Below are 22,308 nucleotides of genomic sequence, written 5' to 3' on the forward strand. Positions count from 1 at the left end.
TTCGCCCAAGGCACCCAGGGCCTTGAAGCCTTCACCAGCCAGGCCATGGGCAACGGCAGCCAGCAATGGTCGCTGAGCCTGCAGACGCTGATGCTGCTGTCGTCCATGGCGTTCCTGCCGGCGCTGCTGCTGATGATGACCGGCTTCACCCGCATCATCATCGTCCTGGGCCTTTTGCGCACCGCCATCGGCACCACCTCGGCACCGCCCAACCAGGTGCTGCTGGGCCTGGCGCTGTTCCTGACTTTCTTCGTCATGTCGCCGGTGCTGAACAAGGCCTACGACACGGCCTGGCAGCCGTTCTCCAGCAACCAGATCGGCCTGGAGGAGATGCTCGACAAGGGCAGCCAGCCGTTCCGCGGCTTCATGCTCAAGCAGACCCGCGAGACCGACCTGGCCATGTACGCGCGCATCGCCGACCTGCAGGACCTGGACAGCCCGCAGCAGGTGCCCATGCGCGTACTCATGCCGGCGTTCGTCACCAGCGAGCTGAAGACCGCCTTCCAGATCGGCTTCAGCATCTTCGTACCGTTCCTGATCATCGACCTGATCGTCGCCAGCGTGCTGATGGCGCTGGGCATGATGATGGTGCCACCGGCCACCATTTCCCTGCCGTTCAAGCTGATGCTGTTCGTGCTGGTGGACGGCTGGCAGCTGCTGCTGGGCTCCCTGGCGCAGAGTTTCTACACCTGACACCCACCTTCGGAGCCCCACCACGATGACACCGGAAATGGTCATGGACCTGGCCTACAGGGGCATGCGCGTCAGCCTGTTCGTGGCCGCCCCGCTGCTGCTCACCACCCTGGCCGTGGGCCTGGTGGTCAGCCTGTTCCAAGCCGCCACGCAGATCAACGAATCGACCCTGTCGTTCATCCCCAAGATCGTCGGTATCTGCGCCGTGCTGGTGCTGGCCGGGCCGTTGATGATGGACATGATCCTCGACTTCACCCGCGACCTGCTGGTGGGCCTGCCCCACCTGGTGGGCTGACGGCCGATGCTGGAGCTCGATCCGGGGCAGCTGCAGCACTGGCTGGCGCTGTTCTTCTGGCCGTTGTGCCGCATCGCTGCGTTCATGCTGGCCGACCCGCTGCTGGGCCACACCATCATTCCCAACACCGTGAAAGCCGGCCTGGCGGTGCTGCTCAGCGTGCTGATCGCGCCGGTGCTGCCGGCCATGCCCGACGTGCCGATCATGTCCTGGGAAAGCCTGGGCATCGCCGTCGAACAGCTGCTGATCGGCGCCAGCCTGGGCATGGTGATGCGCGTGACCCTGGCGGCGGTGGAGATGGCCGGCGAGATCTGCGGCATGCAGATGGGCCTGGCGTTCGCCAGCTTTTACTCGGCGGAAAGCAACACCAACACCATGGTGCTGTCGCGGCTGCTGAGCATGACCACCCTGCTGATGTTCCTCGCCCTGGACGGCCACCTGCTGGTGCTGCGCCTGCTGGCCAGCACCTTCCAGAGCCTGCCGGTGGGCAACCTGCATTTCGACCCGTCGTCGTGGGAGATGGTGGCGCGCTACGGCGGGCACATTTTTCTCACCGGCCTGCTGCTGGCGTTGCCCATGGTGGCGGCGCTGCTGATCATCAACCTGGCCATGGGCATTCTCAACCGCGCGGCGCCGCAGCTCACGGTGTTTGCCGTGGGTTTCCCGGTCACCCTGAGCACCGGCCTGGTGCTGATCATGGCGCTGACCAGCCACCTGGGGCACTTCATCCAGCTGCTGCTGGATGAGTCCCTGCACTTCCTGCAGACCCTGGTCGGCAACATGATCGTGCCGGCCTGAGCCCCGTCAGATGTAGTCGAACAGGGTCATGCCCTGCACGCTGGAGAAGGTCTGCTGCGCCGCCTGCAACGCCACTTGCAGCGCGGTGTAGTTGGACACCGAGGTGGTGTAGTCGGCGTCGGTGAGGTTCGACAGGCTGGTGGCGTAGTTCAACGAGGCATCGTCGCCGACGGTATCCAGCACATCGATCTCGTTCATGCGCGTGCCCACCGAGGTGCGCACCGTCAGGACGTTGTCCAGGGCGTTGTCCAGTTCGCGGCTGCTGGTGGACAGGGTGTTGCTCAGCGCAGCCTGGTCGGCGTCATCCTCCACCGGCGTGTTCAACGCGGTGATGATGTTCTGCAGGGTGGTGAAAATGTTCGGGTCGGCGTCGCTGGCGGTGCTGACGCTGATGCTGTCGCCGTCGGCCGGCTCGCCGTCCAGGGTCAACGACAGGCCGTTGATTTCCAGGGTGTCGCCCGCCTCATAGGCCACCGCGTCGCCACCGTCGACGCTGTAGGTGGCCACGCCCTCGTCGTCCACGGCGAAGGTCAGGGTGAAACCGGTGCCGTAGTTGGCGTCGCTGGTATCGGTGATGTCCGGACCGTCGAAGGTCACCGAGCCGCTGTTGTCGGCGCTGGCCTGGGCCACGAAGCCGGCGGCGCTGCCGACGCTGAGGAACACGGTCTGGCCGGTGTCGCCGCTGGCCAGGGTCTCGGTGGCGCTGACCTGCTGCATCACCGCGTTGTCGTCGCCCTGGTAGGTCAGGTTGCCGTCTTCGTCGGTGACGAAGGTCTGGCTCTGGCTCTGGTAGCCGGAAAAGATGTAGTTGCCGCTGCTGTCGGTGGTGTTGGCCAGCGACACCAGGGTGTCGTACACCCCCTGCAGCGAGGTGGCGATGGACGCCCGGTCCTCGTCGCTGAGGGTGCCGTCGCCGGCCTGGATCAGCAGCGTCTTGGCGCTGGTGATGGCGTCGCTGACGCTGTCCAGGGCGCTTTCCTCGGTGGACAGCGAGGTGGTGACCGAGGTGCGCGAGGCGGCGTATTGGTCGTTGAGCGATGAACTCTGTTGCACGATCACCGCCTGGGCGGCGGCCGAGGAGTCGTCCGACGGATTCACCACGCGCTTGCCGCTGGAGACTTCGTTGCTGGCGTCCAGGTAGGCGGCTTCCTGGGTGAGCATGTTGCTCAGGCCCTGGCTGAAGATGGTCTGGGTGGAAATGCGCATTCGCTAAGCCTCCTGGTCAGGCGTCCATGCCGAGAATGGTGTCGAGGACGGTGGAGCCCACTTCGACGATCTTCGCGCAGGCCTGGTAGTAGGCCTGGTAGCGCACCAGGTCGGCGGCTTCTTCGTCCAGGTTCACCCCCGAAGAGGACTGCTGCAGCGTGGTCAACTGGTCGGTGACGCTGGTCTGGTTGTCCAGCCGCGTGCTGATGGAACTGGTGGTGCTGCCCACTTCGCTGACCAGCGAGGCATAGGCCTCGGCCAGGGTCGACTTGCCGCCCACCAGGTCCTGGTTCTGCAGGTCGAGCATCTGCAGGGCGATGGTGTTGTCGCTGTCGCCGCCGCCCGAACCGGCGGCAATCAGCGACGGGTCGTCGATCTCGGTGTCCAGGGTGCTGGCGGCGCTGGCCAGCGGCTTGACCAGGAAGCTGTCGCCATCATCGGCGGTGCCGCTGATGGTCACGGTCAGGCCGCCGAAGCTGAGGGTGCCGGCGTCGGCGTCGTAGGTGGCCGCCACGGCCGAGCCGGTGCTGGCGTCGGTGACGGTGTAGCCGTCGTCGTCCGAGTAGCTGACGGTGTAATTGCTGGTGGTCAGGCTGTCCAGGTCATCGGAGAACGTGGCGCTGAGGCTGGCGCTGCCGGTGTTGCCGGTGTTGCTGTACACCACCGGGTCGCCCACCGAGAAGAACGCCGTGCCGGTGTCACCGTTGAGGTCGGTGCCGCTGGTCTGCAGGCTGTTGAAGGCGCTGGCCAGGGCCACGGCCATCTGGCCCAGCTGGTTCTGCGCGGTGTCCAGGGTTTCGCTGCGGAACGTCAGCAGGCCGCCCAGGGAACCGCCGCTGATGGTCGACTCGTCCAATTCGGTCTGGTTGCCGGAGGCGTCGACGTAGCTGACGGTGGTCTGCGACGGGTCGCTGGACGAGGTGGTGGCGGCCAGCTCGAAGCTGTTGGAGCCGGACACCAGGGACAGGCCGTTGCTCAGGGAAATGCTGTAGCTGCCGTTGTCCTGCACGGTGAGGTCGACGTCCACCAGCTCGCTGAGCGAGGTCACCAGGGAATCGCGCTGGTCCATCAGGGTGTTGGCCGCGTCCGAGTTGCTGCCCAAGGCGCTGATCTGCTGGTTGAGCGTGGCGATCTGGTCGGTGAGGTCGTTGACCTGGCCGACCTGGTCGGTGATCTGCGACGAGACGCTGCTTTGCATGTCGTCCAGGTAGCTGCCCAGGGAGTTGAACTGGGCCACCAGGGTCTCGGCCGAGCCGATCACTTCTTCCCGCGCCGCCGAGTCGCTGGCGTCGCTGCTCATGGTCTGCACCGAGGAGAAGAAGTCCTGCATCAGGGTGTCGAGGTCCGAGGTGCTGTCGGCCAGCAGGTCGTCCACCTGGGAGACTTGCGTCGAGTAGGTGCTGAGCGCGCTCTCGGTGCTGGTGGACGCGTTGAGCTGGGCCGCGATAAACTGGTCGAACGTACGATCGACACTGGTCACCTCCACGCCCCCCGTGGAGCTCGCGGCAAGCGAGGTAGTCTCCAGGTTGTAGCCATCGGTATAGACGTTGGTGATGTTGTTGCTGCTGGTGCTGAGGGCCACTTGTGCCGCGTTCAGGCCGCTGACACCGATCGAAATGATGCTCATAAATAATTCCTGCACGACGTGCCACGTGTTATCGGCCGATTGCCCGAAAACTTGAAAAATCAGCCGGGTTTTTTTGCCGCGCTCAACAGTGTGGGAGCTGGCTTGCCAGCGAGCTCTTGAGGCCCCAAAAGCTCGCTGGCAAGCCAGCTCCCACAGGTCCATTCGATACCTTTACTCCAGCCGTGCGGTTTGCAGGGGCTGGCGCAGCGGGCCGATTGTGGCCATGACGGCGATGAGCTTGCTGGCGTAGTCGGGGTCGGTGGCGTAGCCGCCCTGCTGCAGCGCATGGGCTGCCTGCAAAGGGTCGCGGGCGCTGCGCACGCCGGCGTAGCTGGCGGTGTTGCCGATCAGCTGGGTGTAGTCCGCCAGCGCCGCGGTGTCGCTTTCGTAGGCGCGGAAGCTCTGCACCTGCTTGCGCATCTGGCCGTCCTCGAATTCGCTGGTCATGACCTCGGTGGTCGCCCCACGCCAACGCCCGCCGGCCTTGATGCCGAAAAGGTTGTGGCTGTCCTCGCCGCTGGCGGTGGGGATCTTGCGCCGGCCCCAGTCGGTTTCCAGCGCGGCCTGGGCGACGATCAGCTCGGCGGGAATGCCGCTGCTGCGCGACGCCTGCTGCGCCGGGCCGGCCAGGCGCTGGACGAAGTCCTGCACATGGGCCGCACGGCTGCCGATATCGCCCACCGCGCGGCGCTGCCAGGCGGCGAACGCCTGTTGCACGTTGCCGACCCTGCCCGACGGCGCCGTCACCCGCTGGCCACTGCTGACCCCCAGTTGCCGGTCCAGCACCTCGGCCAGGCCCAGGCCCTTGCCAGCCAGGTGCTGCGCCCACTGCTCATCGAGCATCTCGGTGTACATGGCGGTCTGCGAGTCGTTGTCCAGGTCGGACTTGGGAATGGCGGCGCGCATGCTCTTGAGCATCATCTGCAGGAACATGGCCTCGAACTGCTTGCTGGCCTCGTGGGCCCCGGCGTTGCGGTCCTGCGCCGCGGTGCGCCGCAGGTTGGCCAGGCCCTGCATGTCCAGGGCGAAGCCATCGGTGCTGCTGGCCAGGCTCATCAGATGATCTCCAGCTCGGCGCGCAGCGAACCTGCGGCCTTCAGCGCCTGCAGTATCACCATCAGATCCTGGGGCGTGGCACCCAAGGCGTTGAGGCCCTTGACCACGTCCATCAGGTTGGCGCTGCCTTCCACCAGGTGTAGCAGGCCGCCCTGCTCCTGGATCGAGATGCTGCTGTTGGCGCTGCCGGCGGTCTGCCCCTGGCTGAGCGCACCAGGCTGGCTGACCTGGTTCCTGGTGTCGATGACCACCGACAGGTTGCCGTGGGCCACCGCCGCACGCCCCAGCTTCACCGCGCCGTTGAGCACCACCGAGCCGGTACGCGAGTCGATGATGACCTTGGGCCTGGCGTCGGCCGGCAGCACCTGCACGCTTTCTACCCGGGCCATGAAGTTGACCCGCTCATTGGGCGACAACGGCCCCTGCAGCTGGATCACCCCACCGTTGACGGCCGAGGCCACGGTGCGGCGGAATTCGCTGTTGATCGCGTACACCGCGCGCTCGGTGGTGGCGAAATCGGCTTCGTTCAAATACAGGCTCAACACGCCGTCGTTGCCGCCCAGGCGCAGCGGCACCTCGCGCTCCACCACCGCGCCACGGGGAATGCGCCCGCCGGCCAGCTGGTTGACGGTGACGCTGCTGCCGTTGGCCGCAGCGCCCGCGCCGCCCACCAGCAGGTTGCCCTGGGCCATGGCGTAGACATCGCCATCGGCGCCCTTGAGCGGCGTCATCAGCAGGGTGCCGCCGCGCAGGCTGCGGGCGTTGCCGATGGACGACACCACCACGTCGATCTGCTGCCCCGGCCGCGCAAACGGCGGCAAGGTGGCGGTCAGCATCACCGCCGCGATGTTGCGCATCTGCATGTTGGCGTTGGCCGGCAGGGTCAGGCCCAACTGCGACAGCATGTTGGTCAGGCTCTGCTCGGTGAACGGGCTCTGGGTGGTCTGGTCACCGCTGCCGTCCAGGCCCACCACCAGGCCGTAGCCCACCAGGCTGTTGGGGCGCACGCCGGCGAATTCGGCGATGTCGCGGATCTGCTCGGCCTGGGCGATGGTACCCAGGCCCAGCAACAGCAGGCCCACCAGGCAGCGGGCGAAGGTGGAGCGAATCAGGTCAGCCATGGCACCGGCCCTCAGAGCGGGGAAATGTTGAGGAAGAAGCGGTGCAGCCAACCCATGCGCTGCGCTTCGTTGATATAGCCGTCGCCGACGTACTCGATGCGCGCGTCCGACACCTGGGTGGACGCCACGGTGTTGTCGCCGGTGATGGTGCGCGGGTTCACCACCCCGGAGAAGCGGATGTACTCGGTGCCCTGGTTGATGGCGATCTGTTTCTCGCCACGCACCCGCAGGTTGCCGTTAGGCATCACTTCCATCACCGCCACGGCGATGGTGCCGGTGAACGAGTTGGTGGCCTGGGAGCCGCCACTGCCGGTGAAGTCATTGTCCACCGAGGCATCCAGGCCATAGCTGCCCTCCTGGGACGCGCGGCTGGAGGTGGCCTTCATGCTCAGCCCCACCGTGCCGGTGCGCCCGGCGTTGGACGCCGAGTTCTTGCTGGCACTGACCTGCTCGTTAAGGGTGATGGTCAGGGTGTCGCCGACCATGCGCGGCCGGCGGTCCTCGAACAGCGGCTGCGCGCCACGGCGCACCTGGAAGATCGCGCCATCGGCCAAGCGCGGCGGCAACGGCGGCACCACCATGCTTTCGTCGGCCACCACCGGCTTGTGCGGCAGCACATCGCAACCGGCCAGCAGCACCAGCAGCAGGCCCACGCAAGGCTTCAGGTTCATGCCGTACCTCATAGCTGCGTCAGGCGCTGCAGCATCTCGTTGGACGCATCCACCGCCTTGCTGTTGATCTCGTAGGCGCGCTGCACCTGGATCATGCTGACCATCTCTTCCACGACGTTGACGTTGGAGGTCTCGACGTAGCCTTCCGACAGCGTGCCGGCGCCGTTGAGGCCCGGCGTGGTCTCGGTGGGCGCGCCCGAGGCGTCGGTCTCCAGGTACAGGTTCTGGCCGATGCTTTCCAGGCCGGCCGGGTTGATGAACAGCGCCACGTTCAGCTGCCCCACCTGGGTGGAGGTGGCGGAGCCGGACTGCACCACCGAGACGATGCCGTCGTTGCTCACCGACACCGAGGTGGCGGTGCTGGGAATGGTGATGCCGCCCGTCAAGGTGTAGCCGTTGGACGTCACCATCTGGCCATTGGCGTCGAGCTGGAAGCTGCCGTCGCGGGTGTAGGCGGTGCTGCCGTCGGGCATGTCGACTTCAAAGAAACCGTTGCCGTTGATGGCCAGGTCCTTGCTGTTGTCGGTCTCGGTGAGGTTGCCCTGGGTGTGCAGGCGCTCGGTAGCCACCTGGCGCACCCCGGTGCCCACCTGCAGGCCCGAGGGCAGCTTGGTCTGGCTGGTGCTTTGGGCGCCAGGCTGGCGCATGTTCTGGTACAGCAGGTCCTCGAACACCGCCCGCGACTTCTTGAAGCCGTTGGTGCTGACGTTGGCCAGGTTGTTGGCGATCACGTCCATTTGCGCCTGCTGGGCTTCCAGGCCGGTCTTGGCCGTCCACAGTGATCGGATCATCGATCATTCCTCGTTCAATTAGCCCTGCAGGGACAGCAGGCTGTTGGCGCTCTTGGCGTTTTCGTCGGCGCTGCTGATGACCTTCATCTGCATCTCGTAGCGGCGGGAGTTGTCGATCATTGCCACCATGGCGCTGGTGGGGCTGATGTTGCTGCCCTCCAGGTTGCCGGGGCTCAGGCGCATGGTTTCGTCGGCGGGCAGCGGCTGCACCGAGCCGTCCGGGCCCGGCGGGGCACGGAACAGGCCATCGGTGCCGGCCTCGACGGTGCCCGGCAGGGCCGAGACCATCTTCAGCCGGCCCACCGTGGCCAGGCCCTTGGCGTCACCGCCCTGCTCGCGCACGGTGAGGGTGCCGTCGCTGCCGATGCTGACTTCACTGCCCGGCGGCACGCTGAGCGGGCCGCCATCGCCGATCACCGGGCGGCCGCCCAGGGACAGGTTGCCGGCACCGTCCACCTGCAGGTCGCCGCGGCGGGTGTAGGCCTCGCTGCCGTCGCTGGTCTGCACGGCCAGCAGGCCGTTGGCGTCCAGGGCCACGTCGAGGTTGCGGTCGGTGCGGGTCACCGGGCCCTGGTTCCAGTCCACGCCGACGCCGGTGGCGGCCACCGACACCCGCGTCGGCAGGCCTTCGCCGGGCACCGGCACGGCCTGCATCTGCGCCAGTTGCGCGCGGAAGCCGGGGGTAGACAGGTTGGCCAGGTTGTTGGCTACCACGGCTTGCTGGTCGAGGGCCTGGTTGGCGCCGCTCATGGCGGTGAAAAGCATGCGATCCATGATTACGACCCGAGGCTGACCGCTTGCTGGAGGACTTCGCTCTGGGTCTTCACCGATTGCGAGTTGGCCTGGAAGTTGCGCTGGGCAATGATCAGGTTCACCAGTTCGGTGGTCAGGTCGACGTTGGAGTCTTCGGTCACGCCGCTCTCGATCGAGCCCAGCTGGCCGGTGCCGGCGGTGCCCAGCAGGGCCACGCCCGACTCGCTGGTGGCGGTCCAGCTGTTGTCGCCGACAGCCTTCAGGCCCTGCTCGTTGTTGAAGGTGGCGAGCACGATCTGGTCGATGATCTGCGTCTGGTCGTTGGAGTAGCTGGCCACCACGTTGCCGCTGGAATCGATGGTGAAGCCGGTCAGGCTGCCCGAGGTGTAGCCGTCCTGGGAGCTGCTGGACAGCTCGAAGTCGTTGCCGAACTGGGTGGTGCCGGTCAGGTCGAGGTCGATGCTCATCTCGGCCGCGCCGTTGCCCGGGTCATAGGTGTAGGTCGACGTGGCGCCACTGGTCAGCAGGCCGCTGGTGTCGAACGCCACTTCCTGGCTCAGGGCATTGCCGTCGTCATCGGTCAGGGTGTTGCCGTCGATGGCGCTGTAGACGTTCCAGGTGTTGGTGTCGTCGCTCTTGGCGAAGTACAGCGTCATGGTGTGGCTGTTGCCCAGCGAGTCGTACACCGTGGCGCTGGTGGAGTACGAATAGGTGGTGGCGTCGGTCGAGTCGAAGGTGCTGGTGATGGCGTCCGAGCTGGAGTCCAGGTTCAGCGTGGCATCCAGTTCGCTGGTGGCGCTGGCCTGCAGGCCGCTGGACGGGATCTGGATCACGCCGTTGACGCCCACCAGCTTGGCGCCCGAGGCATTCTCCAGGTAGCCGTCCGAGCTCAGGGTCAGCTGGCCGTTGCGCGAGTAGGTGGTGGTGCTGCCGTCGTTGAAGACGAAGAAACCGTCGCCGCTGATGGCCAGGTCCAGGTCGTTGTCGGTGGTGGTGAGGCTGCCCGACTCGAAATTCTGCACCACGCCAGACACGGACGTGCCCAGGCCCACTTCGGCGTCGGCGTAGACGTCGGCGAACTCGGTGGTGGAGCTCTTGAAGCCCACGGTTTCGGAGTTGGAGATGTTGTTGCTGATCACGTTGAGGTCGGTGGACGCCGCGCTCAAACCGCTCAGTGCTTGGGAAAAGCCCATGTTTCGCTCCTTGAAGCCAATAAGGACCGGGCAGCCGCAAACGCCGCGAAGGTCACGTTTCTGTGAAAGGTCGCGCTGCGCTGCTACAGCAGCAGGCGGATGTCGCTGAGGCTGGCGCTGTCGGTGTTGGCGCCCAGTTCCAGCACCACGTCGCTGTCGTCGTCGGTGCTCACGCCCGAGACCAGCGCGTAGTTGAGCTCGGTGGCGGTCACGGCGGTGCCGCCGTCGGTGGCGGTGATGCTCACGGTGTAGGAGCCGTCCGCCGCGGTGCTGCCGTCGTCTTCCAGGCCATCCCAGGTCAGCGAATGGGTGCCTTCGTTCAAGGCGCCGACGTTGATGGTGCGGACCACGTTGCCGCTGCTGTCGGTGATGGTGGCGGTGACCGTGTCGGCGTCGCCGTCCAGGTTGACCCCGTAGGTGGTGGCGCTGCCGCCGTCGACGGTGATCGAGTCGCCGTCCACCAGCACGCCCTTGCCCACCAGCGCCGAGGCTTGCAGGGCCTGGCTGGTGTCGATCTGGCCGGAGATGCTGTCGAGCGTGTCGCCCAGGTCGGTGATGCCGCTGATCATGTTGATCTGCGCCAGCTGCGAGACCATTTCGGTGTTGTCCATGGGCTCGGAGGGGTCCTGGTTCTGCAGCTCGGTCACCAGCAGGGTGAGGAACTGGTCCTGCAGGTCATCCGCCGTAGTCGTGGTGGTGCTGGTGGTGCTGCTGCTCGAACTGGTGTTCATCGACGACAGCACGGAACTGCTGATGGTGTTGGTCATGGATCAGGACTCTCCCAGGGTCAGGGTCTTAAGCATCAGTTGCTTGCTCGTGCTCATGACCTCGACGTTGGCCTGGTAGGAGCGCGAGGCGGAAATCATGTTGACCATCTCGCCCACCGGCTCCACGTTGGGCATGCTGACGTAGCCGTCGGCGTCGGCCATGGGGTCGCCGGGGCGGTATTCCTTGCGGAACGCCGACTGGTCCTCGACCACCTGGCTCACGCGCACACCGCCCACGCCCTCGGCCTGGGCCTCGAACACGGCCTGGCGGGCACGGTACGGCTGGCCGTCGGGGCCGCTGACACTGTCGGCGTTGGCCAGGTTGCTGGCGGTCACGTTCATGCGCTGGGACTGGGCACTCAGCGCGGAACCGGCGATATCGAAGATGCTGAAAATCGACATGGTGGGTACCTGCTCTATTCGGACTGCATGGCGGTCTTGAGCGCTTGCAGCCGGCTGTTCAGAAACGTCAGGCTGGCCTCGTAGTGCACCGAGTTGTCACTGAACTGGGCGCGTTCGCGGTCCATGTCCACGGTGTTGCCGTCCAGGCTGGGCTGGTCGGGTACGCGATAGAGCAGTTCGTGCAACGAGGTGCCGCTGAAGGTCGCCGCCAGGTGCCGGTCCGAGGTGGTCGCCAGGCTCATGCCGCTGGCCTTGGGCATGCCCTGCCCCAGGGCGCTGGCCAGTTCGCTGGAAAAATCGAAATCGCGGGCGCGGTAGCCCGGCGTGTCGGCGTTGGCGATGTTGTTGGCCAGCACTTGCTGACGCTCGGCGCGCAGGCTCAAGGCGGCCTGCTGGAAGCTGAGCTCGTTGTCGAGCTTGTCGATCATGCTGGCGGCCTCCGACTCGGTTTGGGGGGTGAGGCGCGCAGAGTAGTCGCAAGGTTGCCAAGCCAAAGGCCGAAACAGACACGCATTTATCGAGCACTTCCGACCTTGCATCGCGGCGCCGCGCTCTAGAATCACCTGCACGACCCCTCGACGAATTCGCCCATGACGACTCGCCCTACCCGCGCCGCGCGCGCCCGGCTCGCCACTGCCAGCGCCTGCCTGAGTGCGCTGCTGTGGCTGCCGCAAAGCCCCCTGGCCGTGGCCGACCCGGCCCTGGAGCAGGCCCGTATCCGCGAGCTGCTGACCGCGGCCCTGCCGGCCCACGCCAACCACCCGCAGATCGAGCTGAGCAACCTGGCAGCGGCCTGCGAGGACCCGCGCCCGTTCCTCACCCACCCCGAGCAGCGCAGCTATGGCCGGGTGCTGGTGGGCGTGCGCTGCGGGCGCGCGTTGCACTACGTGCAGGCAAAGGTGTCAGTGATGGGGACCTACGTGGTCAGCCAGCAGAACCTGGCGGCCAACCAGGTGATCGAAGCCGACATGCTGGCCCTCAGGACCGGCGCCCTGGAGAAGCTGCCGGCCAACACTGCGCTGAGCGTCAAGGAGGTGGTGGGGCTACGCGCGGGCCACGCGTTCAAGGCGTCGGCGCCGCTGATCACCACGGCGCTGCGCAAGACCTGGCTGGTGGAGCAGAACCATCCGGTGGCCATGCAGTTTCGCGGCGCCGGCTTCACCTTGAGCCGCCAGGGCAAGGCCCTGGATAACGGTTACCTGGGCGACGAGGTGCGCGTGGTGGCCGAGCGCGGCAAGCTGCTGCGCGGCAAAGTGACCGGGCCTGATCAACTGCTGGTACGCGATTGAACGTGCCACATATTTGAAACACAGGCGTTCAAGTTCAATCACCCAATGCCGATAGTGGGCAAAAGGGACACTATGAAAATTCGACCGTGAAAATAATCAGCACTGCGCTCAGCAACACACTGCCCAATACCGACCTCTCGGCCAACAATCGGCTGCAGAAAAGTGAGGCCAGTGACACGGATCCGGCGGTCAGCAACACGCTGGAATTAAACGAAAGCCTCTACGGCTCGGACGCGTCCACTGCCGATATCGACATGAATCGGGTGAACGAGATTCGCCAGTCGATCAGCGATGGTTCGCTGCAGATCGACTCGTCGCGGATCTTCGATGGCATGGCCGAAAGTGTGATGGAAATGAATGGGCAAGCACCCGAGTGAAAAACGGCCGCCGGCCGGACAAGACATCGCCAGGGGCCTGGCGCGCCACCTGCAACGCCAGCAGGTGGCCGCGCAGCGCCTGCTGACGTTGCTGGAACAGGAACGCCTGGCGCTGGCCGGGCCGAAGATCGATGGCGAGCGGCTGACCGAGCTGAGCATCGCCAAGCAGACGATCCTAGAAGACCTGGAGCAGCTGGAAACCACCCGCCGCCGCGCCCAGCGCTCGCTGGGCCATGCGCCCGACCACCACGGCGCCATGCAGCTGGCCCGGGACCAGGGCTGCCTGCCCGCCTGGACGCGCCTGCAGGACCTGGCCGCCCGCGCGCAGCACCTCAACCAGTTCAACGGCGACATGCTGCGGGTGCGCCAGCAGCAGAACCAGCGCATCCTCAACTACCTCAACGAGGCCACCGGCCGCACCCTGTACGGCCCCGACGGTCGCCACGCCGGGCACTCAGGCCGGGCATGAACTGCCGGCCGCCAGCACGCGGTCGAACAGCGCGCGCATGGTGGTGGCCCGCAGCGGTTTCTGCACGATGCCCAGCAGTGGCTGGGCCGGGCGCCGCACCAGGCTGGCCAGCAGCGCCGGCGCCGGCACCTGGCCGTCGGACAGCAGAATCAGGTGCCTGACCTTGCGGTCGGCGTACACCAGTTCCGCCAGCTCCAGGTCGCTCATGTCGAAGGTCCCCACGCTGCAGATCGCCACGTCGAAGTGCTCGCGGCTGCTGCGCAGCACCCGCGCCAGTTCGTCCTGGCTCATGACCGGGGTCAGGTAGTGGCAGCCCAGGTCGTAGAGCAGGGTCTGGGTGTCGAACAGTTGGAAGGCGTGCGGTTCTATCAGCAGAATCCGTAGCCTGGAATTCTCTAGCAGCTCTCGATCAGTCACGGCAAACCCCGTATGCATGGATGGCTTGCGCACGGAGGTTAATGGCGGGTTGGCGCCAGCCATCGAAAGAACACGGGGCCAAAAACCCATCAGTTCGCGCCTCTACCCGCGCACCAGCATGGCGGCGGCAGCGGCGGCCATGATCAGGGCCGCGCCGCGAAACAGGCGCTGCTGGGCGCGCAGGCTCGACAGCAGGTGGCGGATGCGCACGGCGCCGAACACGAACAGCGCACCCACGGCCAGCAGCACGGCGATGGTCAGCGGCACCAGCATGAAGGCCCAGGCCTGCAATGACACCACCTCCAGATTGATCACCAGCGGCAGCAAGGCCAGGTAGAAGGCGATGGTCTTGGGGTTGCCCAGGGTGATGGTCAACCCGGACAGGGCCGCCGACAGCAGTTCCTTGCGCGGCACCGCCCTGCCCGTCTCGATGGCCTGGTGCTGGGCGCGCCAGAACTGCCAGGCCAGGTAGGCCAGGTACAGCGCCGCGCCCCAGCGCACCAGCTGGAACAGGGCGTGGAAGTGTTCGGCGATCATCGCCAGGCCAAACACGGCCAGCGACAGGTAGGTCAGGTCGCCGAGAATCAGCCCGCCCAGCAGGCAGAAGCCCGACAGCGCGCCGCCGCTGACGCTGCGCGCCACCAGCGCGGCCATGCCGGGGCCGGGGATGGCGGCGGCCACGCCCAGGGCGGCGCTGTAGGTGAGTACTTGGGACAGGTCGAGCATGGGGCATTCCTCCTTGGCTGGGTGGGAAAAATGCTAGCGCGTGGCGGCTGGAAAATTATTCCTGTGTTTGCCCAGAAACCGGCTATTTTGGGCAGATGTTACCCGCCAGATGGATTGAGCAGGATTTTATGACCAACCAGACGTTAAGCGCCCTGGACGTGAAGCTGCTGACCGCCCTGCAGCAGGACGGCCGCATGACCAACCAGACCCTGGCCGATGCGCTGGGCGTGTCCGCCTCGCCATGCTGGCGGCGCGTGCGGCACCTGGAAGAGCACCGCTTCATCCTCGGCTACCGGGCGGTGCTGGACCGGCGCAAGATCGGCCTGGGGGTGATGGTGTTCATCCGGGTGAGCATCGACAGCCACAGCGAAGCCGAGGCCAGGAAGTTCGAGCAGGAGGTGATGCAGCTGGAGGATGTGGTGGCCTGCTACAGCATCGGCGGCGATGCCGACTTCCTGCTGCAGGTGGTGGCCCGCGACCTGGACCAGTTCGCCGACTTCGCCATGTCGGTGGTGCGGCGCCTGCCGGGCATCAAGGAGATGCAGAGCATGTTCGTGCTCAAGGAGATCAAGCCGTTCGTGGCGTTCCCGGTGAAGCGCCCCGCAACCGCGTAGCCGTAGCTGTCTTTGTGGGAGCTGGCTTGCCAGCGAGCTTTTAGGTCCTCAAAAGCTCGCTGGCAAGCCAGCTCCCACATAGGTCAGATGGCGACCGGGGCCTTGATGCCCGGGTGCGGGTCGTAGCCGACGATCTCGAAGTCTTCGAACTTGTAGTCGTAGATCGACGCCGGCTTGCGCTTGATGTTCAGCGTCGGCAGCTTGCGCGGCTCGCGGGCCAGCTGGGTCTGGATCTGTTCCATGTGGTTGGCGTAGGCGTGGGTGTCGCCGGTGGTGACGATGATCTCATGGGGGATCAGGTCGCACTGCTGCGCCAGCATGTGGGTCAGCAAAGCCAGGGCCGCGGTGTTGTACGGCAGGCCCAGGAACACGTCGGAGCTGCGGATGTACAGCTGCATCGACAGGTGCCCTTCGTTGACGAAGGCCTGGTACAGCAGGTGGCACGGCGGCAGCGCCTGGCGGCCTTCGGCGGCGTTCTGCTGCGGGCTCTTGGCCTCGTCGGGCAGGTATTCAACGTTCCAGCCGTGGAACAGGATGCGACGGCTGTTGGGGTTGTTCTTCAGGGTGTCGACCATGTAGTCGATCTGGTTGATGGTCTTGCCATCCTTGGTCGGCCAGGCGGTCCACTGCTCGCCGTACACCGGGCCCAGGTCACCGCTCTCGGTGGCCCACTCGTCCCAGATGGTGACGCCGTTTTCGTTCAGCCACTTCACGTTGGTGTTGCCGCTGAGCATCCAGATCAGCTCGTTGGCGATGCTCTTGAAGTGCAGCTTCTTGGTGGTCAGCAGCGGGAAGCCATCGGCCAGGTTGTGACGGAACTGGCGCGCGAAGACGGCCTTGGTGCCGGTGCCGGTCCGATCACCCTTGGTCACGCCGTTGGTGATCACATCGGTCAGGAGATCCAGGTACGCTTTCATTGAGGCCTCAAGTCGGTCGCCAGCAGCAGCGACCGTTTGCAGAAAAAGAAAAAGGCGGGGCTTTCGCCCCGCCCGTCCATCATACCGCGGCGTTTTTCGGCGCGGTGGGCCGGTTGTAGGCCCACCAGATCAACCCTAGCCCACCGAGGATCATCGGGATGCAGAGGATCTGGCCCATGGTGACCCAGCCGAACGCCAGGTAGCCCAGTTGCGCGTCGGGCACGCGGACGAACTCGACGATGAACCGGAAGATGCCGTAGAACAGCGCGAACATGCCCGACACCGCCATGGTGGGGCGCGGCTTGCGCGAGAACAGCCACAGGATAATGAACAGCGCCACGCCTTCAAGGGCAAACTGGTACAGCTGCGACGGATGGCGTGGCAGCTGGGCCGGGTCGCTCAGCGGCGGGAAGATCATCGCCCACGGCACGTCGGTGGGCTTGCCCCACAGTTCGCCGTTGATGAAGTTGCCGATGCGCCCGGCGCCCAGGCCGATCGGTACCAGCGGGGCAATGAAGTCCATCAGTTCGAAGAACGACTTGCCGTTCTTGCGCCCGAACCACCAGGTGGCCAGCATCACGCCGATCAGGCCGCCGTGGAACGCCATGCCGCCCTTCCACACTTCGAAGATCAACGTGGGGTTGTCGATGTACACCTTAAGGTCGTAGAACAGCACGTAGCCCAGGCGCCCGCCGACGATCACGCCCATGGCGCACCAGAACACCAGGTCGGAGAGTTTCTCCTTGGTCCAGGTGGGGTCGAAGCGGTTCAGGCGGCTGGAGGCCAGCAGCCAGGCGCTGCCGATGCCGATCAGGTACATCAGGCCGTACCAGTGGATTTGAAGCGGTCCGATGGCGACCGCCACCGGATTGATCTGCGGGTAAGGCAGCATTGCGACTCCTTGACGTGGACAGGCGGCGGGATCACCCCTGCGTTCCCGGATGGCCACGAGGGGCGGGAAAACCCGAGACTATGCCCGGCCCGACAGCCCGTTGCCATGAAACTTGTGTCAGTGAAAACTGGAGCGCATGGTAACGGATAGGACCCGTCGCCTCTACTGTGCAGGGACGGAGTGCGGGTACAGTGAAACAAAACACAAGGCTAACCTCATGTGTCTGATCGTATTCGCCTGGCGCCCCGGGCACCCCGTGCCGCTGGTGCTGGCCGCCAACCGCGACGAATTCTACGCCCGCCCCAGCCTGCCGCTGGGCCACTGGCAGGACGCCGAGGGCGTGCACGCCGGCCGCGACCTGGAGGCTGGCGGCACCTGGCTGGGGCTGGGGCCGAACGGGCGCTTTGCCGCCCTGACCAACATTCGCGACCCCAGCCAGCCCCTGGGCCGGCGCTCGCGCGGCGACCTGGTTGCGCGTTTTCTGACCAGCCAGATGTCGATTGATCAATACCTGGACGACATCGGCAGCCGTGCCGGCGAGTATTCGGGGTTCAACCTGCTGCTGGGAACCGCAGGACGGCTGTGCTATTTCAACCAGCGCGAACGCCTGCCCCGGAACCTGGCCAGCGGCGTGTACGGGCTGTCGAATGCCGGGCTGGACACGCCATGGCCGAAACTGCTGAAGGCGAAGGCGGCGTTGGCGGCGCAAGTGGATGATCCCCGGCCTGAAGGGCTGCTGGCCCTGCTGCGGGACCCGGAGCGCGCTGCCGATGGCGCCCTGCCCGACACCGGCGTGGGCCTGGCGACCGAGTCGTTGCTGTCGAGCGTGTTCATCGCCAGCGAGAACTACGGCACGCGGGCGAGCACGGCGCTGATCGTGCGCGCCGAGGGTTCGCGGCGCATCGTGGAGCGCAGCTTCGGGCCGTATGGCGGGGCGTTGGGGGAGGTGGACCTGAGCCTGTAGTGCACACTGCGTAGCCGCTGCCGAAGGCTGCGTTGGCCCTCGGCCACGCTGAAGATCTTCAGGGTATCCAAGGGCCAGCGCAGCCTGTCGGCAGCGGCTACGCGGGTTGGGCGGCGTCAGGGCCTACAAGGTCTTCGGCGCAGCCGGGTTGATCATCCGCGCCAGGCCCAGGTTCTTCAGCGCCAACTGCAGCGAGCTGTGGATAACCTGCGGGTTGTCGATCTTCATCAGTTGCGCCAGCAGTTCCTTGGCCTTGCCCAGGCTGATCTGGCGCAGCATCCACTTCACCTTCGGCAGGTTGGTGGCGTTCATCGACAGGCTGTCGAAGCCCATGGCCATCAGCAGCACCGCGGCCGCCGGGTCGCCGGCCATCTCGCCGCAGATGCTCACCGGCTTGCCTTCGGCATGGGCCTCGGTGACCACGTGTTGCAGGGCCTGTAGCACCGCCGGGTGCAGGTAGTCGTAGAGGTCGGCCACCCGCGGGTTGTTGCGGTCCACGGCCAGCAGGTACTGGGTCAGGTCGTTGGAGCCCACCGACAGGAAGTCCACCTGGCGCGCCAATTCACGGGTCAGGTACACCGCCGCCGGAATCTCGATCATCACGCCCACGGGCGGCATCGGCACGTCGGTGCCTTCGTCGCGCACCTCGCCCCAGGCCCGGTGAATCAGGTGCAGGGCTTCCTCGGTCTCATGGGTGCCGGAGATCATCGGCAGCAGGATGCGCAGGTTGTTCAGGCCCTCGCTGGCCTTGAGCATGGCGCGGGTCTGCACCAGGAAAATTTCCGGGTGGTCGAGGGTAACGCGAATGCCGCGCCAGCCCAGGAACGGGTTGTCTTCCTTGATGGGGAAGTAGGACAGCGCCTTGTCACCGCCGATGTCCAGGCTGCGCATGGTCACCGGCAGCGGGTGGAAGGCCGCCAGCTGCTCACGGTAGATGGCCAGCTGTTCCTTCTCACTGGGGAAGCGCTGGTTGATCATGAACGGCACTTCGGTGCGGTACAGGCCCACGCCCTCGGCGCCGCGCTGCTGGGCACGGGCCACGTCGGCGAGCAGGCCGGTGTTCACCCACAGCGGCATGCGGTGGCCGTCCAGGGTCACGCACGGCAATTCGCGCAGGGCGTCGAGGCCCTGGGCCAGCTGGCGTTCTTCCTCGACCACTTCGGCGAACTGCTTGGCCAGCACCTCGCTGGGGTTGGTGTAGACCTCGCCCTTGTAGCCGTCGACGATCATCTGGATGCCGTCGACCTTGGAGTACGGCAGGTCCACCAGGCCCATCACCGTCGGGATGCCCATGGCGCGGGCCAGGATGGCGACGTGGGAGTTGCCCGAGCCAAGCACCGAAATCAGGCCCACGAGCTTGCCTTCCGGCACCTCGCCAAGCATGGCTGGCGAGAGTTCTTCGCTGATCAGGATGGTATTGTCGGGGTAAACCAGGGTTTGCTGGCGGGCTTCCTGCAGGTAGGCCAGCAGGCGGCGGCCCAGGTCCTTGACGTCCGAGGCGCGCTCGCGCAGGTAGGCGTCGTCCATCAGTTCGAAGCGGTTGACGTGCTCGGTGACCACCTGACGCAGGGCGCCCTGGGCCCACTGGCCGGTCTTGATGACGTTGGTCACCTCGCTGCCCAGCGAGGCGTCGTCGAGCATCATCAGGTAGACGTCGAACAGTGCGCGCTCTTCGGGGCGCAATTGCGTGGCCAACTTCGCCGAAAGGGTGCGCATGTCGTTGCGAACGCCTTCGAGCGCGGTCTGGAACAGTTCCAGTTCGGCCTTGATGTCGGTGACGGTCTTGTCGGGCACCACGTCGAGGTCGGCCGGCGGCAGCATGACCACCGCGGTACCCACGGCGGCACCGGGCGAACCCGGCACGCCAACGAACTTGGCCTCCTGGATGCCCTTGCCCTGGCGCCCCAGGCCCCGGATCGAGCCGGTGGCCTCAGCGTGGGCAATTACGCCGGCCAATTGCGCGCTCATGGTGACCAGGAAGGCTTCTTCGCCCTCGTCGAACTGACGCCGCTCCTTTTGCTGGATAACCAGTACCCCCACCACGCGGCGGTGGTGAATGATCGGTGCGCCCAAGAAGGAGGCGAAGCGTTCCTCGCCGGTCTCGGCGAAGTAGCGATAACGGGGGTGGTCGGCAGCGTTTTCCAGGTTCAGCGGTTCTTCGCGCGTGCCCACCAGGCCCACCAGGCCTTCGTTGGGGGCCATGCTGACCTTGCCGATGGAGCGCTTGTTCAAGCCCTCGGTGGCCATCAGCACGAAACGGTTGGTTTCCGGGTCCAGCAGGTAGACCGAACAGACCTGGCTGCCCATGGCCTCTTTGACGCGCAGCACAATGATCCCCAACGCCGTCTTGAGATCCTTGGCGGAGTTGACTTCCTGGACGATCTTGCGCAGCGTATTGAGCATGGCTCGGGGTCGAACTCCGTCGTCAGTCGCGCGCCAGCAGGCGCGGGGCAAGCTCTTTGAGAGCGCGGCGATACACCTCGCGCTTGAATGTCACCACCTGGCCAAGCGGGTACCAATAACTGACCCAGCGCCAGCCATCGAATTCCGGTTTACCGGTCAAATCCATCCTCACGCGCTGTTCGTTGGAGACCAGGCGCAAGAGGAACCACTTCTGCTTCTGGCCGATACACAGCGGTTGGCTGTGGGTACGCACCAGGCGTTGAGGTAAACGATAACGCAACCAGCCGCGGGTGCAGGCAAGAATTTCAACATCTTGTCGCTCCAGCCCCACTTCTTCATTCAGCTCGCGGTACAAGGCCTCTTCCGGCGTCTCCTGAGGGTTGATACCTCCCTGTGGAAACTGCCAGGCATCCTGATTGATACGACGAGCCCACAGCACCTGTCCGGCATCATTGGTCAGAATAATGCCGACATTGGGACGGAAACCATCGGGGTCGATCACGGCAGCAACCTCGCAAACGCATGTCTTGGCATTGTTCCACAAAGATCGTCAAGGCAGCAACGCACCCGCATACCTTATGTGCACTGTTGTGAAAAGTCCGTATTCTGTGGGCCTTTTCCTGTTTTCAGACGAGTAACTTCCATGCGCCTGGCTTTATTCGACCTCGACAACACCCTGCTTGGTGGCGACAGCGATCACGCCTGGGGCGACTACCTGTGCGAGCGCGGCATCCTCGACCCGGTGGAATACAAGAACCGCAACGACGCGTTCTACCAGGACTACCTGGCCGGCAAGCTGAACCTGACCGACTACCTGAACTTCAGCCTGGAGATTCTGGCGACCACCGAGATAGCCCAGCTGGCCGAATGGCACGCCGACTTCATGCGCGACTGCGTGGAACCGATCATCCTGCCCAAGGCCCTGGCGCTGCTGCAGCAGCACCGCGACGCCGGCGACAAGCTGCTGATCATCACCGCCACCAACCGCTTCGTCACCGGCCCGATTGCCGAGCGCCTGGGCGTGGACACCCTGCTGGCCACCGAATGCGAGATGGTCGACGGCCGCTACACCGGCCGCAGCACCGACGTGCCGTGCTTCCGCGAAGGCAAGGTGACACGCCTGAACCGCTGGCTGGAGGAGAACGGCTTCGACCTGGAAGACAGCTACTTCTATAGCGACTCCATGAACGACTTGCCGTTGCTGGAGAAGGTGACCCACCCGGTGGTGGTGGACGCCGACCCGAACCTGCTGGCCGAAGCCCAGCGGCGCGGGTGGAAGGTGATGTCGTTGCGCGATTGATGTGGGCCCTGACGCGGCCTTTGGCGGATGGCCGCCCCGCCGCTGCTACAGGCCCGTAGCAGCGGCCGAAGGCCGCGTCCAGCCTACACCGGCTTAGCCAGCATCAACGCCAGGATCGCCACCAGCACCACCAGCGACACCGCCGCGAACACCACGCTGAACTTGCGCTGCTTCACCACCTGCACCTGGTTGTAGGCCACGGCCGCCTGCCGCCAGCGAATGGTGCGGCGCACCAGCAGCAGGAACCCCGCCACCCCCACCACGTACAGCACCGAGGCGCCCAGCAGCCAGGCCTGGCCCAGCGGCCAGCCCACGGTGTGCATCATCCACCAGCCGGTGAAGGGAAAGCTCGCGACGCTGACGCCCATCAGAATCCAGGCGTACAGCCACGGCCGTTGCAGGGTCCTGGCGAACGCCGACTTGTCGCCGCCGCGCCAGCCGCGCCAGGTCTGGAACAGCACCGCGGCCACGCTGCCCAACAGCAGCGCGGTGGCGATGCCGTGGAGCATTTTCAGCAGGCTCAGGGTTTCCATGGGGCAGCTCCTGTGCGGGTGTCGATGCTCTACA

General features: G+C 65.7%; 27 protein-coding genes. 9 read left to right on the plus strand and 18 right to left on the minus strand.

The annotated features are described in order from the left end of the window. Positions 1-45: 45 nt before the first annotated feature. The 3 genes from fliP to fliR are packed head-to-tail and all read left to right on the plus strand — an operon-like array spanning position 46 to position 1,786. Complete coding sequence (gene fliP, locus AC0J42_RS29520; RefSeq protein ID WP_416427494.1) at positions 46-693, plus strand: flagellar type III secretion system pore protein FliP; 648 nt, start codon at positions 46-48, stop codon at positions 691-693. A gap of 43 nt (positions 694-736) precedes the next feature. Then, positions 737-988 (plus strand): flagellar biosynthesis protein FliQ, encoded by a 252-nt coding sequence (gene fliQ / locus AC0J42_RS29525; RefSeq protein ID WP_473004831.1) that lies wholly within the window; start codon positions 737-739, stop codon positions 986-988. 6 nt (positions 989-994) lie between these two features. Beyond that, positions 995-1,786 carry a flagellar biosynthetic protein FliR gene (fliR, locus tag AC0J42_RS29530; RefSeq protein ID WP_416421446.1) on the plus strand — a complete coding sequence of 264 codons (792 nt, stop codon included), beginning with the start codon at positions 995-997 and terminating at the stop codon, positions 1,784-1,786. A gap of 6 nt (positions 1,787-1,792) precedes the next feature. Here fliR and flgL read toward each other — a convergent pair whose 3' ends face one another. From flgL to flgB, 11 genes are all read right to left on the minus strand, one after another. Beyond that, positions 1,793-2,992: a flagellar hook-associated protein FlgL gene (gene flgL / locus AC0J42_RS29535; protein WP_416421447.1), complete on the minus strand. Its 1,200-nt coding sequence runs from the start codon at positions 2,990-2,992 to the stop codon at positions 1,793-1,795. A 16-nt stretch (positions 2,993-3,008) separates the two neighbouring features. Continuing rightward, positions 3,009-4,619 carry a flagellar hook-associated protein FlgK gene (gene flgK / locus AC0J42_RS29540; RefSeq protein WP_473004833.1) on the minus strand — a complete coding sequence of 537 codons (1,611 nt, stop codon included), beginning with the start codon at positions 4,617-4,619 and terminating at the stop codon, positions 3,009-3,011. Positions 4,620-4,790: 171 nt separating this feature from the next. Continuing rightward, entirely contained in the window at positions 4,791-5,675 is an 885-nt protein-coding gene (gene flgJ, locus AC0J42_RS29545; RefSeq protein ID WP_473004834.1) for a flagellar assembly peptidoglycan hydrolase FlgJ, read from the minus strand. After that, complete coding sequence (locus AC0J42_RS29550; RefSeq protein WP_473004835.1) at positions 5,675-6,796, minus strand: flagellar basal body P-ring protein FlgI; 1,122 nt, start codon at positions 6,794-6,796, stop codon at positions 5,675-5,677. The genes flgJ and AC0J42_RS29550 overlap by 1 nt, the downstream gene beginning before the upstream one ends. 11 nt (positions 6,797-6,807) lie before the next feature. Beyond that, complete coding sequence (locus tag AC0J42_RS29555) at positions 6,808-7,467, minus strand: flagellar basal body L-ring protein FlgH (protein WP_416421451.1); 660 nt, start codon at positions 7,465-7,467, stop codon at positions 6,808-6,810. Positions 7,468-7,475: 8 nt separating this feature from the next. After that, a complete protein-coding gene (gene flgG, locus AC0J42_RS29560; RefSeq protein WP_416421452.1) occupies positions 7,476-8,258 on the minus strand; it encodes a flagellar basal-body rod protein FlgG in 783 nt (260 codons plus the stop codon). 18 nt (positions 8,259-8,276) lie between these two features. Then, on the minus strand, positions 8,277-9,032 hold the full coding sequence (locus AC0J42_RS29565) for a flagellar basal body rod protein FlgF (RefSeq protein WP_416421453.1): 756 nt from the start codon (positions 9,030-9,032) through the stop codon (positions 8,277-8,279). A gap of 2 nt (positions 9,033-9,034) precedes the next feature. After that, positions 9,035-10,204 (minus strand): flagellar hook protein FlgE, encoded by a 1,170-nt coding sequence (flgE, locus tag AC0J42_RS29570; protein WP_416421454.1) that lies wholly within the window; start codon positions 10,202-10,204, stop codon positions 9,035-9,037. An 83-nt stretch (positions 10,205-10,287) separates the two neighbouring features. Continuing rightward, complete coding sequence (locus AC0J42_RS29575; protein ID WP_416421455.1) at positions 10,288-10,971, minus strand: flagellar hook assembly protein FlgD; 684 nt, start codon at positions 10,969-10,971, stop codon at positions 10,288-10,290. 3 nt (positions 10,972-10,974) lie between these two features. Next, on the minus strand, positions 10,975-11,373 hold the full coding sequence (flgC, locus tag AC0J42_RS29580) for a flagellar basal body rod protein FlgC (protein WP_473004837.1): 399 nt from the start codon (positions 11,371-11,373) through the stop codon (positions 10,975-10,977). Positions 11,374-11,387: 14 nt separating this feature from the next. After that, positions 11,388-11,801 (minus strand): flagellar basal body rod protein FlgB, encoded by a 414-nt coding sequence (gene flgB, locus AC0J42_RS29585; protein WP_416421457.1) that lies wholly within the window; start codon positions 11,799-11,801, stop codon positions 11,388-11,390. Positions 11,802-11,963: 162 nt separating this feature from the next. Here flgB and flgA point away from each other — a divergent pair, with 162 nt between their 5' ends. From flgA to AC0J42_RS29600, 3 genes are all read left to right on the plus strand, one after another. Beyond that, a complete protein-coding gene (gene flgA / locus AC0J42_RS29590; RefSeq protein ID WP_473004838.1) occupies positions 11,964-12,662 on the plus strand; it encodes a flagellar basal body P-ring formation chaperone FlgA in 699 nt (232 codons plus the stop codon). 86 nt (positions 12,663-12,748) lie between these two features. Beyond that, a complete protein-coding gene (gene flgM / locus AC0J42_RS29595) occupies positions 12,749-13,039 on the plus strand; it encodes a flagellar biosynthesis anti-sigma factor FlgM (protein WP_416421459.1) in 291 nt (96 codons plus the stop codon). After that, a complete protein-coding gene (locus tag AC0J42_RS29600) occupies positions 13,020-13,508 on the plus strand; it encodes a flagella synthesis protein FlgN (RefSeq protein ID WP_416421460.1) in 489 nt (162 codons plus the stop codon). Before flgM ends, AC0J42_RS29600 begins: the two co-directional genes overlap by 20 nt. On the opposite strand, the gene AC0J42_RS29605 is transcribed toward AC0J42_RS29600, so the two are convergent. Continuing rightward, on the minus strand, positions 13,494-13,925 hold the full coding sequence (locus AC0J42_RS29605; protein ID WP_416421461.1) for an ANTAR domain-containing protein: 432 nt from the start codon (positions 13,923-13,925) through the stop codon (positions 13,494-13,496). The genes AC0J42_RS29600 and AC0J42_RS29605 overlap by 15 nt on opposite strands. A 102-nt stretch (positions 13,926-14,027) precedes the next feature. Next, positions 14,028-14,651 (minus strand): LysE family translocator, encoded by a 624-nt coding sequence (locus tag AC0J42_RS29610; protein WP_473004839.1) that lies wholly within the window; start codon positions 14,649-14,651, stop codon positions 14,028-14,030. 128 nt (positions 14,652-14,779) lie between these two features. On the opposite strand from AC0J42_RS29610, the gene AC0J42_RS29615 reads away from it, so the two are divergent. Continuing rightward, a complete protein-coding gene (locus tag AC0J42_RS29615; protein ID WP_416421463.1) occupies positions 14,780-15,265 on the plus strand; it encodes an Lrp/AsnC family transcriptional regulator in 486 nt (161 codons plus the stop codon). Positions 15,266-15,348: 83 nt separating this feature from the next. On the opposite strand, the gene AC0J42_RS29620 is transcribed toward AC0J42_RS29615, so the two are convergent. Next, positions 15,349-16,182 (minus strand): thymidylate synthase, encoded by an 834-nt coding sequence (locus tag AC0J42_RS29620; RefSeq protein ID WP_416421464.1) that lies wholly within the window; start codon positions 16,180-16,182, stop codon positions 15,349-15,351. 79 nt (positions 16,183-16,261) lie between these two features. Continuing rightward, positions 16,262-17,074, minus strand: a complete 813-nt coding sequence (gene lgt / locus AC0J42_RS29625) for a prolipoprotein diacylglyceryl transferase (protein ID WP_416421465.1) — start codon at positions 17,072-17,074, stop codon at positions 16,262-16,264. A gap of 217 nt (positions 17,075-17,291) precedes the next feature. On the opposite strand from lgt, the gene AC0J42_RS29630 reads away from it, so the two are divergent. Beyond that, positions 17,292-18,038 carry an NRDE family protein gene (locus tag AC0J42_RS29630; RefSeq protein WP_473004842.1) on the plus strand — a complete coding sequence of 249 codons (747 nt, stop codon included), beginning with the start codon at positions 17,292-17,294 and terminating at the stop codon, positions 18,036-18,038. A gap of 123 nt (positions 18,039-18,161) precedes the next feature. On the opposite strand, the gene ptsP is transcribed toward AC0J42_RS29630, so the two are convergent. Both ptsP and AC0J42_RS29640 read right to left on the minus strand, forming a co-directional pair. Further along, on the minus strand, positions 18,162-20,441 hold the full coding sequence (gene ptsP, locus AC0J42_RS29635; RefSeq protein WP_416421467.1) for a phosphoenolpyruvate--protein phosphotransferase: 2,280 nt from the start codon (positions 20,439-20,441) through the stop codon (positions 18,162-18,164). Positions 20,442-20,463: 22 nt separating this feature from the next. Continuing rightward, entirely contained in the window at positions 20,464-20,943 is a 480-nt protein-coding gene (locus tag AC0J42_RS29640; RefSeq protein WP_008364786.1) for an RNA pyrophosphohydrolase, read from the minus strand. Positions 20,944-21,084: 141 nt separating this feature from the next. Here AC0J42_RS29640 and AC0J42_RS29645 point away from each other — a divergent pair, with 141 nt between their 5' ends. Beyond that, on the plus strand, positions 21,085-21,741 hold the full coding sequence (locus AC0J42_RS29645; RefSeq protein ID WP_473004844.1) for a histidinol-phosphatase: 657 nt from the start codon (positions 21,085-21,087) through the stop codon (positions 21,739-21,741). Positions 21,742-21,824: 83 nt separating this feature from the next. On the opposite strand, the gene AC0J42_RS29650 is transcribed toward AC0J42_RS29645, so the two are convergent. Beyond that, on the minus strand, positions 21,825-22,274 hold the full coding sequence (locus tag AC0J42_RS29650; RefSeq protein WP_416421469.1) for a DUF2269 family protein: 450 nt from the start codon (positions 22,272-22,274) through the stop codon (positions 21,825-21,827). Between the last annotated feature and the right edge of the window lie 34 nt (positions 22,275-22,308).

It is taken from the genome of Pseudomonas sp. Tav-5-1A, assembly GCF_055755055.1.

What these genes read in the sequence shown, in the direction of transcription:
- AC0J42_RS29555 (WP_416421451.1), bottom strand. Translation starts at nt 7,467, where the DNA reads ATGAACCTGAAGCCTTGCGTGGGCCTGCTGCTGGTGCTGCTGGCCGGT.
- flgG (WP_416421452.1), bottom strand. Translation starts at nt 8,258, where the DNA reads ATGATCCGATCACTGTGGACGGCCAAGACCGGCCTGGAAGCCCAGCAG.
- AC0J42_RS29615 (WP_416421463.1), top strand. Translation starts at nt 14,780, where the DNA reads ATGACCAACCAGACGTTAAGCGCCCTGGACGTGAAGCTGCTGACCGCC.
- flgB (WP_416421457.1), bottom strand. Translation starts at nt 11,801, where the DNA reads ATGATCGACAAGCTCGACAACGAGCTCAGCTTCCAGCAGGCCGCCTTG.
- AC0J42_RS29620 (WP_416421464.1), bottom strand. Translation starts at nt 16,182, where the DNA reads ATGAAAGCGTACCTGGATCTCCTGACCGATGTGATCACCAACGGCGTG.
- flgK (WP_473004833.1), bottom strand. Translation starts at nt 4,619, where the DNA reads ATGAGCATCATTTCGATCGGTGTCAGCGGCCTGAACGCGGCACAAGTG.
- fliP (WP_416427494.1), top strand. Translation starts at nt 46, where the DNA reads ATGGGCAACGGCAGCCAGCAATGGTCGCTGAGCCTGCAGACGCTGATG.
- AC0J42_RS29630 (WP_473004842.1), top strand. Translation starts at nt 17,292, where the DNA reads ATGTGTCTGATCGTATTCGCCTGGCGCCCCGGGCACCCCGTGCCGCTG.
- AC0J42_RS29550 (WP_473004835.1), bottom strand. Translation starts at nt 6,796, where the DNA reads ATGGCTGACCTGATTCGCTCCACCTTCGCCCGCTGCCTGGTGGGCCTG.
- flgJ (WP_473004834.1), bottom strand. Translation starts at nt 5,675, where the DNA reads ATGAGCCTGGCCAGCAGCACCGATGGCTTCGCCCTGGACATGCAGGGC.
- flgA (WP_473004838.1), top strand. Translation starts at nt 11,964, where the DNA reads ATGACGACTCGCCCTACCCGCGCCGCGCGCGCCCGGCTCGCCACTGCC.
- AC0J42_RS29645 (WP_473004844.1), top strand. Translation starts at nt 21,085, where the DNA reads ATGCGCCTGGCTTTATTCGACCTCGACAACACCCTGCTTGGTGGCGAC.
- AC0J42_RS29575 (WP_416421455.1), bottom strand. Translation starts at nt 10,971, where the DNA reads ATGACCAACACCATCAGCAGTTCCGTGCTGTCGTCGATGAACACCAGT.
- AC0J42_RS29600 (WP_416421460.1), top strand. Translation starts at nt 13,020, where the DNA reads ATGGGCAAGCACCCGAGTGAAAAACGGCCGCCGGCCGGACAAGACATC.
- AC0J42_RS29565 (WP_416421453.1), bottom strand. Translation starts at nt 9,032, where the DNA reads ATGGATCGCATGCTTTTCACCGCCATGAGCGGCGCCAACCAGGCCCTC.
- fliQ (WP_473004831.1), top strand. Translation starts at nt 737, where the DNA reads ATGGACCTGGCCTACAGGGGCATGCGCGTCAGCCTGTTCGTGGCCGCC.
- flgE (WP_416421454.1), bottom strand. Translation starts at nt 10,204, where the DNA reads ATGGGCTTTTCCCAAGCACTGAGCGGTTTGAGCGCGGCGTCCACCGAC.
- flgC (WP_473004837.1), bottom strand. Translation starts at nt 11,373, where the DNA reads ATGTCGATTTTCAGCATCTTCGATATCGCCGGTTCCGCGCTGAGTGCC.
- AC0J42_RS29650 (WP_416421469.1), bottom strand. Translation starts at nt 22,274, where the DNA reads ATGGAAACCCTGAGCCTGCTGAAAATGCTCCACGGCATCGCCACCGCG.
- ptsP (WP_416421467.1), bottom strand. Translation starts at nt 20,441, where the DNA reads ATGCTCAATACGCTGCGCAAGATCGTCCAGGAAGTCAACTCCGCCAAG.
- flgL (WP_416421447.1), bottom strand. Translation starts at nt 2,992, where the DNA reads ATGCGCATTTCCACCCAGACCATCTTCAGCCAGGGCCTGAGCAACATG.
- lgt (WP_416421465.1), bottom strand. Translation starts at nt 17,074, where the DNA reads ATGCTGCCTTACCCGCAGATCAATCCGGTGGCGGTCGCCATCGGACCG.
- AC0J42_RS29610 (WP_473004839.1), bottom strand. Translation starts at nt 14,651, where the DNA reads ATGCTCGACCTGTCCCAAGTACTCACCTACAGCGCCGCCCTGGGCGTG.
- fliR (WP_416421446.1), top strand. Translation starts at nt 995, where the DNA reads ATGCTGGAGCTCGATCCGGGGCAGCTGCAGCACTGGCTGGCGCTGTTC.